Below are 15073 nucleotides of genomic sequence, written 5' to 3' on the forward strand. Positions count from 1 at the left end.
TCCATGGAAGCGGGCCTTTTCCGTTTCCCGCCGATGTCCCGCGGGTCTGATCGCGCTCGGGTTGTTTGTGTTCGGTGTCTAGGGTTTGATCGAGGCGCGCTATCGCATAATCCGCATACCGGCACTAAGTGATGCCAAGCGCGCGGTGACCTGATAGCCGTGAAGAAGAACACCAGGAGCGGAGTTACGGATGGCGTTTCCCCAGCGGGTCGGCCGCAAGATCATGGACCGGATCACGGCTTTCGAACCGGTCACCCTTATCCTGGTGGCGGTTGCGGCGGGCGGTCTTTTCATCTTCCTGCAGTTGACCGGTGAAGTGATCGAGGGCGATACGCATGCCTTCGACGAGAAACTGCTGCTGCTGCTCCGCACCACGGATGATCCCGGCATGCCGGTTGGTCCATACTGGCTTTCTCATGCGGTCAACGACATCACTGCGCTCGGCGGGGTAACCGTCCTGACGCTAATGACGGTTATGGTCACCGTGTACCTCATCCTGTCGAAGCGCCCGGCAATCGCCATCTTCACCTTTCTCTCCGTGGTGGGAGGCTGGCTCTTGAGTTCGCTGCTGAAGCTCGGAATTGCCCGGCCAAGGCCTGAAATCGTTCCCCATCTCGTCGAGGTTCATGATCTCAGCTTCCCCAGCGGACACGCCATGCTCTCGGCAGTAACGTATCTGACGCTTGGTGCCTTATTGTCACGCGCGCAGCCAAGCCGCATCACAAGGCTCTACCTGATAGGCGTCGCCGTATTTCTGACGTTTATCATCGGTTTGAGCAGGGTCTATCTCGGTGTACACTATCCGACCGATGTTCTCGGCGGCTGGTGTGCCGGCGCGACCTGGGCGTTGATCTGCTGGCTGATCGCGCGCCGCTATATCGCACGCACGCCGGGCTGAGACGGTTGTCGTTGATGGGGAAAATGTCGTTTCGCCTTGAGCGGAGGAGCGGCAAGCTCTAGGACAGGGGCGGCTGGAAATCGGGCTGACCGGAAATCAGGTGGGACACGTTGATCGATCCATACGAGACCCTCGGTGTTGCGCGTAATGCCGATGCAGCACAGATCAAGACGGCGTACCGCAAGCGCGCCAAGAACGCGCACCCGGACGCCGGCGGCGACGTCGAGGCGTTTGCCAGACTGACGACCTCCTACGAAATCCTGTCCGATCCCGTGCGTCGCAAGGTCTATGACGAGACCGGCTACGACCCGACGCTCGCCGACGCGAAGGATCTGGAGGGGCTGGTCGTCCTGGAAAGCCTGATCAACGAGTTCATTCTCGATGAACGGGATCCCGGCAGTTTCGATCCGGTCGCGGCCATGCGCCGCAAGTTGACCGACAGGATCGTCAACGTGCGTTTTCATATCCTTGAGCTTGAGCGCCACCGGGCCCGCATCCGCAACCATCTGGACCGGATCGGAAAGCGACCGGATACGGATTTCCTGGGCAGCATGATGCGTGCGCGCAGCGATTCCATAACCGATGCGATCATCAAGGCGGAGACCCAGATCGCCACGATCGAGCAGGCGTATCAGATGCTCGACGGCTATTCCTACGAGATGGAAGTCGAGGCGAGGAGCGCCGCCGAATAGGAGTTGAACCGGTCCAGTTCGCTTCGGCTCCGCGCCAGATCAGGAGGAGCGACGATGCATGTGGATCATTTCCTACTGTCAAAGAATGGTTGGGTGCCGAACAATCCCCGTTTGCCGGTGATCATCTATCATGGCGTATCTGGAGACGGTGAAGATCTGGCCGATGCTTTCGAGGCCAGGTTTGCCCGGAATGGGTGGAAGGGCATCTGGCGCAACGGCGTCTATAACTATCATCACTACCACACCATGGCGCACGAAGTGCTGGGCGTAGCCAGGGGATACGCGACCGTCGTGCTGGGCGGTCCCGGCCAGCGCGAGTTCCTCATATCCGCCGGTGATTGCCTGATCCTGCCGGCCGGAACCGGCCACTGCTGCATCGGCGCCAGCAGCGATTTCCTCGTTATCGGCGCCTATCCGCCGGGGCAGAATCCGGACCTGCGAAAAGATGCGCCGGGCGAGGCCGGGATACACTACATCGATACGCTTCCTCTTCCGGATGCCGATCCTCTCGGGGGCGACGCACTGGAGAGGCTATGGACGGGCAAGGCGTAACACGATTCAGTCGAGGTCACAGCTACCCCCGCCACAGGAGATAGATCGTCGCGAGCGGCGGCAGGGCCAGTATCAGCGACTGTTCCTTGCCGTGGGCCGGCACGGTTTCGGTCCAGACCTGCAGATTGCCAAGATTGGAGCCGCCATAGCAGGCGGCGTCAGTGTTGAGAATTTCCTCCCACCGGCCGGCATGCGGCACCCCGACGTGGTAGCCCTGTCGGGGAACCGGTGTCATGTTGGAAATCGCCAGCACACATGAGCGGCGATCTTCTGGCCAGCGGAACATGCCGAAGATGGAATTCTCCGCATCGTCGCCGATCGCCCATTCGAACCCCTGCGGGTTCAGGTCTCCGAATTGCAGCGCCGGTTCCCGCACGTAGACATGGTTGAGGTCCCGGATCAGCCGTTGCATGCCGGCGTGCTCCGGTCGGTCGAGAAGGTCCCAGACAATCGAACCGTCGTGGTCCCACTCCATTTCCTGCGCGATCTCGTCGCCCATGAAGATCAGCTTCTTGCCCGGATGCGCCCACATGAAACCGTAGTAGGCACGCAGGTTCGCATGCTTCTGCCAGCGATCGCCGGGCATCTTGCCGAGCAGAGAGCCCTTTCCGTGCACCACCTCGTCGTGGCTGAGCGGCAGCATGAAACGCTCCGAGTAGGCGTAAATCATGCCGAAGGTCATCATGCCGTGGTGATATTTCCGGTAGACGGGGTCCTCCTGCATGTAATGCAGGCTGTCGTGCATCCAGCCCATGTTCCACTTGAAGTCGAAGCCGAGGCCTCCTTCTTCCGGCTGCTTGGTGACGCCCGGCCATGCGGTCGATTCCTCGGCCGCCGTGAAAGCATGCGGGCAGCGGTGGTGGATGATGCTGTTGAGGTGCCTGAAGAACTCGACGGCTTCGAGGTTCTCGCGGCCGCCGAACTGGTTGGGAACCCAATCCCCGGCATCGCGGCTGTAGTCGCGGTAGAGCATAGAGGCGACTGCATCCACGCGCAGCGCATCGACGTGATAGTGCTCCAGCCATTCCAGCGCGCTGGCGATCAGAAAACCTTTTACCTCGTTGCGGCCGAGGTTGTAGATCAGCGTGTTCCAGTCCCTATGGAAGCCTTCGCGGGGATCTGCATGTTCGTACAGCGGAGTTCCGTCAAAGCGGGCGAGGCCCCAGACGTCGGTCGGGAAATGTGCCGGCACCCAGTCGAGAATGACCCCGAGCCCGGCGGCATGGCAGCGGTCGACGAAATAGGCGAAATCCTCGGGCGTGCCGTAACGGCCAGTCGGTGCGAACAGCCCGAGCGGCTGGTAGCCCCAGGAGCCGCCGAAGGGATGCTCCATGATCGGCAGCAGTTCTATATGGGTGAAGCCGAGATCGGCGGCGTAGGGCACAAGGCGCTGGCTGAGCTCGACCCAGCTGAGGTTGCGGTTGCCTTCCTCGGCTATGCGCAGCCAGGATTCCAGATGGACCTCGTAGACAGACATCGCGCTTCGGCCTTCGCGGGCCGCCTGATGCTTGCGCATCCATTCGTCGTCACTCCACCGGAATGGCTTGTTCGATGCGACGATGGACGCGGTTGACGGTGCCGCTTCGCTGGCGCGGGCAACCGGGTCGGCCTTTTGCGGCAGAACATGGCCATTGCTGTCGATGATTTCGAGCTTGTACCTGTCGCCGGGTCCGAGCCGGGGAATGAACAATTCCCAGATGCCGGCCGAAGGGCGCAGCCGCATCGGGTGCCGCCTACCGTCCCATGAATTGAAGTCGCCGACGACCGAGACCCGCCGTGCATTGGGTGCCCATACGGCAAAACGCACGCCCGATATGCCGTCGATATCCATAGGCTGGGCGCCCAGAGCCCGGGCAAGATCGTAATGCGTGCCTTGCGAGATCAGGTGCAGATCGAGGTCGCCAAGAAGCAGGCCAAACGAATAGGGGTCCTCCGTTTCCTGAACCGCATCCGGCCATGTGATGCGCAGACGGTAGTTTCCGCGGCCACCGATGTCTGCGGCGTAGAGGCCGCCGCCGAACACCTGTTCCATCCGCGCCACGACGCCGTTGCTGTCGCCATCGATCACCTCGACCGCGGTCGCGCCGGGAAGCAGCGCGCGAACCACGTTCGTTTCCCCGACCGGGTGTCGCCCAAGGATCATGAACGGGTCGCCATGGCGACCATCGATGAGAGCCTGAAGAGCGCCGTGATCGATGTTGAGAAGAAGGTCAGCGCGCTCGAGGTTCATTCGGCATTCTCCAGGAGCCGCTTTGCAATTTCGGAAAAGCCGCCAAGCGGTATCGGCAACCATTTCGGCCGATTGCGCGCTTCGTATCCGATCTCATAGGCGGCTTTTTCCAGCAGGAAGAGGTCAAGCAGGTCGGCGCGCTTGCTGTCCGGCACGGCAAGGGGGGACGATCCGCCAACCGCTTTGAAATACTGCTTTCGGAAGGCCTGTTCGGCACCGGTCACGAAGTGGTCGACAACGGCGTGCCGGCGGGACTGGTCGGCATCCACGACGGCGTCCTGCTCGAGATCCGCTGTCGCGGCCAGATAGTTGAGCGATCGCAGGAAGCCGGCGACATCCCGCAGCGGGCTGGACTTTGCCCGCCGATCAGCAAGGTCGCGAGCAGGTTCACCTTCGAAGTCGATCAGGTAGGCGTCGCTTTCCGCGACCAGTATCTGCCCGAGATGGAAGTCGCCGTGGTGCCGCGTCATGAGGCTGCCGATACCGGCATCGGCAAGTCTTGAGGCTGCTGCGATCAGGCTTTCCCTCTTGTCCAGAAGCGGTTGCACCTGCTGGGCCATTTCCGGTTCGAGATTGCTCTTCTCTTCCACCAGAATATCCAGCGCGCTGGCGATCTGGTCGGTAACGGACGTCCGCCACGCCTCGATGTCTCCGGCCGTTGCCTTGACCGGCGCGAAATCCGGGTCGTCCGTCGGGCTGGCGAGTGCGACATGCAGTTCGCCCAGCCGTTTTCCGGCAGTGCCGGAGAAATCCACAAGGGGACGGAAATGGTCGGCAATCGCCTCGTGCTCGCCGCCGGTCAGCAGGACCTCGTCGATGCCACGGCGCAAGCTGTTCAGCATCCAGGACCAGGCATCTCCCTGGTTGCGGATGGCGCCCTGGATGATGATAAGCGTATAGCGGCTGCCATCCGGGGCGGTCCGTACCACTTCACCCAGCAATGGTGGCGTATTGGCATAACCGGCCTTGGTCAGGTGGCGGGTCATTTCCACTTCCGGGTGAACTCCCGGGAAGATGTGACGGATAAGCTTGATCATCGCCATGTCGCCGACAATCAGCGAACTGTTCGACTGTTCCGCCGACAACCAGTGGACGTGCAGGTCGTCGGTCATGCCCATGCAGTCGAGCTGGTCCGTCCCAACGAATTCCAGGGTACCTGCGCGCCCGGAAATCGTCGAACGCTCGCAGAGACCGCGGATAATGGCCCGCGCCATAGCCTCCATGGCAAACCCGTCCGTCAGGAAGCCGACGCGTCGACCGTGACGGATGCGTGCGAGCGCCAGCTGCTGGGCAAGAGCCGTCGGGCCGGTTTCGTCCCATGCCGCCGCGAGAGGCAGGAGGTAGGTCTCGGTATGGCCCTCGAGCTCCGCTTCAAGTTCGCCCAGCAACATGTTGCCTGCAAAGGGCAGGGGTGTTGCCGCAACGAGGTGCGCACTTTTCAGAACCTCGCCCTTGGAACCGAACCAGCGTCGCTTCTCGAGATAGGCGGGCAGGATGTCCTTGGACATGGTGTTGGACAGGCGTGAATCGTCCACAAGCTCCAGCAGGTCGCGCCGGATGACCATGGTCACAAGGTCGGGTAGCTGTTCCGGCGGCTCCTTCCGCCAGGCTGGTCCGTCGGCCTCTGCCACCAGCTGGAACCAGAAGAACCCGTAGGGCGGCATTGTCAGCAGGTAGGTCAGCTGGCCGATCGGCGGGAAGGGCGACATGCCGGTCAGTTCTATGGGCACGCGGTTCTGGAATTCGGAAAGATCCAGTTCGACCGCCTGGGGAAGCCGCGAAAGATTGGCGACGCAGAGGATCGTCTCGCCGTTGTGTTCTCGCAGATAGGCGAGGATCTTCCGGTTGCCCGGCGCCAGAAAGCGGAGCGTGCCGCGACCGAACGGCGGATGCTTGCCGCGTAGCGCAAGCATTCTGCGGGTCCAGTTCAGGAGCGAGTGCGCGTCGGCTGCCTGCGCTTCGACGTTCAAGGCCTCATAGCCGTAAAGCGGGTCCATGATCGGTGGCAGGACGAGCCGCGCGGGATCGGCTTTTGAGAAGCCGCCATTGCGATCCGGCGACCATTGCATCGGCGTGCGCACACCGTCGCGGTCGCCGAGATAGATGTTGTCGCCCATGCCGATCTCGTCGCCGTAGTAGAGGACCGGCGTCCCGGGCATGGACAGAAGCAACGCGTTCATGAGTTCGATGCGCCGACGGTCACGCTCCATCAGAGGCGCGAGGCGGCGACGGATGCCGAGGTTGATGCGCGCGCGCCGGTCGGCGGCATAGGTGTTCCAGAGGTAGTCGCGCTCCTCGTCGGTCACCATTTCGAGCGTCAGTTCGTCGTGGTTGCGAAGGAAGATCGCCCATTGGCAGTTTTCCGGAATTTCCGGCGTCTGGCGCATGATGTCGGTGATCGGAAACCGGTCCTCCTTGGCGATCGCCATGTACATGCGCGGCATCAGCGGGAAGTGGAACGCCATGTTGCATTCGTCGCCGTCGCCGAAATATTCGCGCGTATCCTCAGGCCACTGGTTGGCCTCCGCGAGCAGCATCTTGCCGGGATGCGTGGCATCGAGAGCAGCACGAATTTTCTTCAGGATCTCATGTGTCTCGGGAAGGTTTTCGTTGATCGTGCCTTCCCGCTCGATGAGATAGGGAATGGCATCGAGGCGGAACCCGTCGATGCCGGTCTCCAGCCAGAACCGCATGACGGTGAGCAGTTCCTCCAGCACGAGAGGGTTGTCGAAGTTCAGGTCGGGCTGGTGGGAATAGAAGCGATGCCAATAATAGGCACCGGCTACCGCATCCCAGGTCCAGTTCGACTTCTCGGTGTCGAGGAAGATGATGCGCGTTTCGGGAAATTTCTGGTCGTCGTCCGACCAGACATAGAAGTCGCGTTCCGGAGACCCGGCAGGGGCGTGTCGGGCTCGCTGAAACCAAGGGTGCTGGTCGGACGTGTGATTGATGACGAGCTCGATGATCACCCGCATGCCGCGTTGGTGTGCCGCTTCGACGAAGGCTTTGAACTCTTCCACGCTGCCGTAGTCGGGGCTCACGTCGCCGTAGTCTGCAATGTCGTAGCCGTCATCGCGGCGGGGCGAGGGGAAGAACGGCAGGAGCCATATCGCCGTTGCTCCGAGGGATGCGATGTGGTCCAGCTTCTCGTGCAGGCCCTTGAAGTCGCCGATGCCGTCTCCGTTGGCGTCGAAGAACGACTTGACGTGTATCTGATAGATGATCGCGTCCTTGTACCACAGCGGATCGCTCACGATCTGGCCTTGAGCCTGCAAGGTATCCATACTCTTTTCCCCTTATCTCACGCGCCAGATCGAGAAAGGCATTCCCGGCTCCAGACGAAGCCGCTGCCATTTTCCGGTCCAGGTGAACTTGTGACCTGAAACGAGGTCCTCCATGGAAAGCGATCCGTGGTCTGGAAGGTTCCATGACCAGAGAGGAACCTCGACGTCCGCCTCCTGGGCGTGGTGAGGATCGAGACTGATTGCGATCAGCAGTACGTTCTCCCGTCCCGGGCTCGCCTTCTCGAAGAACATGACGTTGTCATTCCCGGCGTTGAGGAGCGTCAGGCCGAGATGCGAATGAAACGCCGGATTTTCCTTGCGGATGCGGTTCAACAGGCCGATTTCATGCTTGATATTGCCGGGCCGGTCCCAGTCCCATGCGCGGATCTCGTATTTCTCGCTGTCGGCATATTCCTTGCGCTTGGCGTCCGGGCGCCCTTCGCAGAGTTCGAAACCATTGTAGACGCCCCAGAGGCCGGACAGGGTCGCAGCGAGTGCCGCGCGGATCAGGTAGGCGGGGCGCGGCGCGTTCTGCAGGAAGTCCGGATTGATGTCGTGCGTGTTGACGAAAAAGTGCGGCCGGAAGAAATCCTTCGGCTCTTCCGTGGTGATTTCGCGCATGTACTGCTCGAGTTCCCATTTCGTGTTGCGCCAGGTGAAGTATGTGTAGGACTGTGAAAACCCGATCTTCGCCAGCCGGTACATGACCTTCGGCTTGGTGAACGCTTCCGACAGGAAGACCACTTCCGGGTGCCTGGAGCGGATGTCGGCGATCAGCCACTCCCAGAACGGGAAGGGCTTCGTGTGCGGGTTGTCGACCCTGAACAGCTTCACGCCCTGATCGACCCACTTCTGCACGATGTCGCGCAGTTCCTGCCAGAGCGAGGGGATTGCGTCCTTTGCGTAGAAGTCGACGTTGACGATGTCCTCGTACTTCTTCGGCGGATTTTCGGCGTAACGGATGGTGCCGTCCGGCCTCCAGTCGAACCAGCCGGGATGTGTTTTGAGCCACGGATGGTCGGGAGATGCCTGGATGGCGAAGTCGAGTGCAATCTCCAGACCTTGATCATGGGCGGCGGCAACCAGGCGTCGGAAGTCCTCGAAGGTGCCGAGTTCGGGATGGATGGCGTCATGTCCTCCATCCTCCGAGCCAATTGCATATGGGCTTCCGGGGTCACCCGGCAGAGCCTTCAGGCTGTTGTTCCGCCCCTTCCGATTGGTCGAGCCGATAGGATGGACCGGCGGAAAATACACGACGTCGAAGCCCATCTCCCGGATCGCGGGCAGGCGCTGGATCACGTCATCGAAGGTGCCGTGACGGTTGGGATCGCCGCTCTGCGACCTCGGGAATATTTCGTACCAGCTGGCAAAGGAGGCGCCGATGCGCTCCGCATCCAGCGGAATGATCTGCGACCGGAGACGAAAGGGACGCCGGTCGGCCTCTGCCATCACTTCCGACGTGTGGTGGTCCAGCAGGAGTTCGATCCTGCGCGTTTCCGGCGCATGCTTCAGTTCGTCCAGTATTTGCCGCAGCTGCCCCTTCTGGGGTGCAGAGGTGTGCTTGGCCGCATCCTCGATGAGGTTGATGCCTTCCTGGATTTCCAGCCTCAGGTCCAGGCGCGCCTCGTGCTTCTTCGTGAACTCGTAGCGAAAGATTGCGTATGGGTTGCGCCATGTCTCGACGGCGAACTCGTGCCGGCCCATCCGCCGCGGCGTAAACTCGCCCCGCCAGCGGTCGTTTTCAAAGAGCTGCATGCGCGTTTCATGCCATTCCTCGTGGTCGCCCTCGCGCCACAGAAGGACGGCGGCGAGCGGATCATGGCCGTCGCCGAAGATGTCGGCTTCCACCCGGATCGTCTCGCCGACTACACGTTTGACAGCGAACCTGCCGTCATCGACCGTTGGCGTGATCTTCTCGATTGCCAGCCTGGGGGCGGTGGCGGCGACACTCAGATACGGAAGAGGGGAGTCGGACTGGATGGGCGTGGAGGCCGTTCCCTCCAGTGTTCGCACTTCGCCAGGCTTCAACCGTGGGCCGGAGGGCCCGTCTGCCTCGGATAGCGGCAGAAAGGAGGAAACGACCTGCTGGATGGCGTTGAGCGGTGGCGGTGCAGTCTGCCGCAGATCCCGGTTGACGACGATCACGCGCACCTTGTCGGACGTCCGCAGATCTTCCCGATCCGACTGGACGATTGCAATGGCAGGCGTGTGAGTGGCCGCGATGACGGTGAAGGGGCGCCGGTAGAACTGTTCCCGGCCTCGGTGCAATGCCTCGTTGGTCGCCCGGATCTCGCTGCAGATGTCGAACGAAGACTGGTCACGGAGCCCGGCAAGCCCGAGACCATCGCCATGCATCGGATCGAGGGGCGTCGACGCTCCGTATTCAAATCCCATCGACACCATCACGCCGCCGCTGAGTGTCGCAGACAGGTGCAATCCGCGCAGAGCCTTGCGCTGCAGGATCTCGCAACTCTCGGTGCCGTGGGCGATGCGTTTGCCGTAAGGAGGCTCGGGGAATGCAACCTGATAACCAAGGCCGCGTTGCCGTACATGTTCTTCCGCCAGCCAGCCGTCATCGAGATTCCACCAGGCGAACGAGGAAAAGCAGCCGTTGAAACCGAGGCCCTCCAGTGCGCGTCGGCGGTCGAAACTCGTGCCCGGGGTCCACGCCAGGAACTCGACGCTATCCCGGCGGGCTCTGGCGGCCTTTATGAGCGAAGCCCAGGCTTCTTCCGGAACGTGTTCTATGCCGAGGCAGCGAAAACCGGCGACGCCGGCGTCCACCAGAACGCCAATGCGCTGGCGCCATTCTTCCAGGTATTGAAAGGTCACTTGGCTGGGCGAAAGATCGAGAGGCTGGCTGCAGTTTGCCTCAGGGGGCATGCGCGGATCTGCGACGATACTGTCCGTGCCTGCGTCCTCGCGTGCAGTTCTATCGATGACAAGATCGAGCATGAGCCTGATCTTGTGGTTGGCGGCAAGCGCTGTCAGCTGTGAAAACGTGTTCTCGACATCGTCGCCCAACTGCAATGCCGGGTCGATGCGGTCGAAACTGCGGGAGACGAAAACGCTCGTATGGTTTCCCCTCTCGAAAAGGGGCGCTGTCAGGACAGTATCGAAGCCGAGACTGTACGCATGTTCGAAAATCTCACCCCAGGCGTCGTAACCTCGTAGCTGCAGCGGATGGACGTAGTAAATCCTTGGTGGCTGCTTGAGACGTGAGACCGGAGCATTGAACGTCGGGACAGAATTCATCGCGGGGCCTTGCGTTAGCGTTGAACGCTTAACGGCAGTACCTCTCGCTGGTTCCAAGGAGCTACATCAGCTGTGCTTCGACCACGGCATCGTTGAAACGTTCGCGAGCCACTTCCGGAGACTCTCTTCCATCGAGCGCGGCAAGACACGCATAACGTGCTTTGACGAACCTTGGTCCCTTAATGTTGGGCCAGTGATGATCCAGAAGATCGAGTGCTTCGAAGGCACTGGAGACGGCAGAAAAGCTGGTATCTACCGGCCTCTGCCAGGTGACGTTCTGCATGACATCCTCCCATGGTGCTTTAAGTCATTGGTCCCAGGACCGCGACGCTCAATGAACGCCCAGGGGGTGCAACGGTTGCGCTGCATTAGGAAACTATCATGAATCACTGGCAGCCTCATCAGCTTTCTGTCTGCAAACGCAGCTGATGGGACGAACAGCAGACAAAAAGCCCGCGCCGAAGATCGGGGCAGGCTTTCGTCAGCCGAACATGCCGGTCGTCGGCCTCAGGCTTTCAGCTTTGTCATGATCTGTTCGAGGAAGCCGAGCATCAGCGCGGAAACGACGAACGCCAGATGCATCAGCGTCGCCCACATCAGGCGGGTGCCATCGTATTGCTGCATGTTGAGGAATATCTGCAGCAGGTGGATCGAGGATATGGCGACGATGGACGATGCGACCTTGATCTTCAGGCTGCCAGAATCGAGCTTGCCAAGCCAGGAGATCTCTCCGCTGTCGTGTCCGTCGAAGCGGCTGACGAAGTTCTCATAGCCGGAGATCATGACCATGACGATGAGGCTTGCGACGAGGGCAGCATCGATCAGTCCCAGCATGGCCAATATCATTTCGGCCTCGTCCAGAACGAAGACGCTGCCGGCGACCTTGGCGAACTTGTAGAGGAAGGCGATGGCATAGACGCCGAGCGCAGCCGCAAGTCCCATGTAGAACACCACAAGGATCCAGCGGGCGGACAGGATAATTCGTTCGATCAGCAACTCGAGAGATTTCATAAAATACCTTTGTTCGATGTAGGCGCCCGATAGCGCGAATGATCCTCTCTGCCAACTGGTCTCGTCATCCGATTGGTCCGCCACAAACGCGAATGTGATGGGGTGCCTGCGTGATTGTCACCGGGATGGTGGATTCGATCCGCTTCGGTCACTACCGGCATTGCCGCGACCTCTTCCGGTGCTTGGTAATTGTTATTGCGAGAGGAAGGACTATAACCGCTTTCAGGGTCTGAAATGGGAATGGGGCATGTTTCGGCGGACAGGGCTATCCAGCATCGATTTGAATCTGCTGTTCAACATCTCTCCCAATCCTTACGTCCTGCTGGACGGGGATTTGAGCATCGTTGGGGTGAATGACGCTTACCTTGCGGCGACGATGCGCAGCGAGGAGGATCTGGTCGGGAAAAATATGTTCGACGTATTCCCGAGCGACCCTGCGTCGCCGCACGGGAAGATGCTTAGACAGTCTTTTGCACGGGTCTTCGAGACCAGCGCGGTCGATCACCTGCCACTCATTCCCTATCCTATTCCAGCCCAGGACGGCGGAATGGAGCATCGCTTCTGGAGCGCCACGCATACCCCCATCAAGGATGGCGATGGCAAGGTCGCGTACGTTCTGCAGCATACGGTCGATGTTACGGAGTTGCACCAGTTGCGCCTCGCGAGCAATGGCAGCGACTGGAAGGTGCAGACCGATCTTCTGCGCCGGGTCGATGCGGTTCAGGGTCGCAACAAGGTCCTCGACGAGGAGCGGGAATATCTACGCAGCTTGTTCGAACAGGCGCCGGGCTTCATGGCGGTGGTTCGCGGACCGCACCATACATTTACGATCGCAAACAAGGCTTACCGCGAACTCGTTGGATACAGGGATCTGATCGGCAAGCCGATCAGGAAAGCGCTGCCCGACGTGGCAGGGCAAGGCTTTTACGAACTGCTCGATGAGGTGTTCAAAACGGGAAAACCCTATGCCGGGAGCGCGGCACGTGTGCTCCTGCGCCGGAGACCGGGCGAGGCGCCAGAAGAGCGGTTCCTCGATTTCGTCTACCAGCCCCTTCGGGATGCCTCCGGCGCCGTTATCGGCATCTTTGTTCAGGGTCACGATGTCACCGGCCTGAGACAGGCTCAGGAGGAGGCCCGACAGAACGAAACCCGTTTTCGTACGCTCGCGCAATCGTTGCCAAACCAGGTTTGGACGGCATCGCCGAATGGGCAGATGGACTGGTGCAACGATCAGCTTTACCGATATAGCGGGCTGACTTCCATCTACTTCGATGCGACCAGACGGTCACGGATGCTCCATCCGGACGACGTGGAGAGCGTCAGCAACAACTGGCAACTGGCGCTTCGCAGCGGGCAACAGTTCGAGATGGAGATGCGGCTGCGCCGGCACGATGGTGCCTACCGCTGGTTCATCAGCCGTGCCGCGCCGATCACCAACAATGACGGCGACATCATCCTCTGGGTCGCGACCAATACGGATATCGAGGAGCAGAAGAAGACCGAGTCGCATCTCGAGTATCTCGCGGAATCGCTCGGGCACACCGTTGAAACACGGACCCTCGAACTGGAGCATGCACAGGAAGCCTTGCGCCAGAGCCAGAAGATGGAGGCGATCGGCAACCTCGCGGGCGGCATCGCCCACGATTTCAACAATCTGCTTCAGGTGATCACGGGCAACCTGCAACTGCTGAGCCGTGATTTCCAGGACAATGAGGTTGCTGAAAGGCGCGTCAACAGCGCCCTTGCCGGAGCGGCAAGAGGTGCCCGGCTTGCATCGCAGCTCCTTTCCTTCGGGCGGCGACAGCCGCTGGAGCCGAAGGTCGTCAACCTCAGCCGCCTCATCCGCGAGATGGATCATCTGCTGCGCCGCAGCCTCGGCGAGGCGATCGAGATCGATACGATCGTGAGCGGCGGGTTGTGGAATACGCTGGTCGATCCAAGCAATGTTGAAAACGCCTTGCTCAATCTGGCGATCAACGCCCGCGATGCCATGGACGAGCAAGGCAAGCTGACGATCGAACTCGGCAACGCTTTCCTCGATGACGAATATGCGCGCAATACCTTCGACGTGAAGGCTGGCCAGTATGTCATGCTGGCGGTCAGCGATACCGGCACCGGGATGACGCCCGATATCCTCGGCAAGGTGTTCGATCCCTTCTTCACGACCAAGCCCGACGGCAAGGGAACCGGGCTGGGCCTTTCGATGGTCTACGGCTTCGTCAAGCAGTCAGGTGGCCACATCAAGCTCTACAGCGAACCAGGCAGCGGGACGACAGTGCGCATCTACCTGCCTCGGTCGCTGGAGGCAGAAGACATCGTCATGGACAGCGTTGGCGGACAGGCGACCGGAGGCACGGAAACCATTCTTGTCGTCGAGGACGACGAGGCGGTTCGGGATGTGACGGTCAATCTCCTGACGGAGCTGGGATACAAGGTTCTGAAGGCACGAGACGCGGACAGCGGCCTTGCAATCGTGGAGAGCGGTGTGCCGATCGATCTTCTGTTTACGGACGTGGTGATGCCGGGGCGGCTCAAGAGCCGGGATCTGGCCCGCAAGGCCAAGGAACGGCTGCCGATGCTGGGTGTGCTTTTCACCTCCGGCTACACCGAAAACTCCATCGTGCATGGTGGTCGTCTCGACCCCGGCGTCAATCTGCTGAGCAAGCCCTATACGCGTGAGGCGCTGGCCCGAAAGATACGGCATGCCATCGATCAGACGCGCGAGAACGAGCCCCGGCCAACGGAGCCGGCCGCAGATCCGAAACCTCAGGAGCCCGCGGCAAATCTCCCGATCACCGTTCTTCTGTGCGAGGACGAAGCGCTTATCCGCATCTCGACGGCAGACTTTCTGCAGGACAGCGGAATGAACGTGGTCGAGGCGGGAACCGCAGGCGAGGCGATTGCCGCGGCGGAAAGCCATCCCATCGATGTCCTCGTCGCCGATGTCCACCTTCCGGACATGAGCGGGTTGGACCTGACGCTGAACCTGCGGGAGAAAATGCCGCAACTGCCGGTCATCTTCGCGACCGGCGACCGTAGCGTCCCTGGCGCGGAGGGATTGACGAATACCGCGCTGATCACCAAGCCGTACGACTACGATGTGCTGGCGGAACGGATCCGGGCGATGGTGATCCCACGTACATAAAGCGTG

The 15073-nt window shown here is 60.8% G+C and carries 9 protein-coding genes; 4 read left to right on the plus strand and 5 right to left on the minus strand.

Going from position 1 to position 15073, the window contains the following annotated elements:
• The first annotated feature begins 190 nt into the window (after positions 1-190).
• The 3 genes from LH464_RS21030 to LH464_RS21040 all read left to right on the plus strand — a co-directional run bounded on the left by LH464_RS21030 (position 191) and on the right by LH464_RS21040 (position 2142).
• A complete protein-coding gene (locus tag LH464_RS21030; RefSeq protein ID WP_226788376.1) occupies positions 191-898 on the plus strand; it encodes a phosphatase PAP2 family protein in 708 nt (235 codons plus the stop codon).
• Between the two features lie 110 nt (positions 899-1008).
• Positions 1009-1590 (plus strand): J domain-containing protein, encoded by a 582-nt coding sequence (locus LH464_RS21035; RefSeq protein ID WP_226788377.1) that lies wholly within the window; start codon positions 1009-1011, stop codon positions 1588-1590.
• Between the two features lie 54 nt (positions 1591-1644).
• Positions 1645-2142, plus strand: a complete 498-nt coding sequence (locus LH464_RS21040) for a cupin domain-containing protein (protein WP_226788378.1) — start codon at positions 1645-1647, stop codon at positions 2140-2142.
• A gap of 22 nt (positions 2143-2164) precedes the next feature.
• Here LH464_RS21040 and glgB read toward each other — a convergent pair whose 3' ends face one another.
• From glgB to LH464_RS21065, 5 genes are all read right to left on the minus strand, one after another.
• A complete protein-coding gene (gene glgB, locus LH464_RS21045; RefSeq protein ID WP_226788379.1) occupies positions 2165-4372 on the minus strand; it encodes a 1,4-alpha-glucan branching protein GlgB in 2208 nt (735 codons plus the stop codon).
• Positions 4369-7656, minus strand: coding sequence for a maltose alpha-D-glucosyltransferase (treS, locus tag LH464_RS21050; protein ID WP_226788380.1), 3288 nt, complete (start codon positions 7654-7656; stop codon positions 4369-4371). Before treS ends, glgB begins: the two co-directional genes overlap by 4 nt.
• Before the next feature lie 12 nt (positions 7657-7668).
• Positions 7669-10911 (minus strand): alpha-1,4-glucan--maltose-1-phosphate maltosyltransferase, encoded by a 3243-nt coding sequence (locus LH464_RS21055; RefSeq protein WP_226788381.1) that lies wholly within the window; start codon positions 10909-10911, stop codon positions 7669-7671.
• Positions 10912-10972: 61 nt separating this feature from the next.
• A complete protein-coding gene (locus LH464_RS21060) occupies positions 10973-11194 on the minus strand; it encodes a DUF982 domain-containing protein (protein WP_226788382.1) in 222 nt (73 codons plus the stop codon).
• Between the two features lie 224 nt (positions 11195-11418).
• Positions 11419-11922: a TIGR00645 family protein gene (locus LH464_RS21065; RefSeq protein WP_226788383.1), complete on the minus strand. Its 504-nt coding sequence runs from the start codon at positions 11920-11922 to the stop codon at positions 11419-11421.
• A 247-nt stretch (positions 11923-12169) separates the two neighbouring features.
• On the opposite strand from LH464_RS21065, the gene LH464_RS21070 reads away from it, so the two are divergent.
• Positions 12170-15067 carry a hybrid sensor histidine kinase/response regulator gene (locus LH464_RS21070; protein ID WP_226788384.1) on the plus strand — a complete coding sequence of 966 codons (2898 nt, stop codon included), beginning with the start codon at positions 12170-12172 and terminating at the stop codon, positions 15065-15067.
• Positions 15068-15073 lie beyond the last annotated feature (6 nt).

It is taken from the genome of Pseudorhizobium xiangyangii (assembly GCF_020531965.1).
In the GTDB taxonomy this organism is placed as follows: domain Bacteria; phylum Pseudomonadota; class Alphaproteobacteria; order Rhizobiales; family Rhizobiaceae; genus Neorhizobium; species Neorhizobium xiangyangii.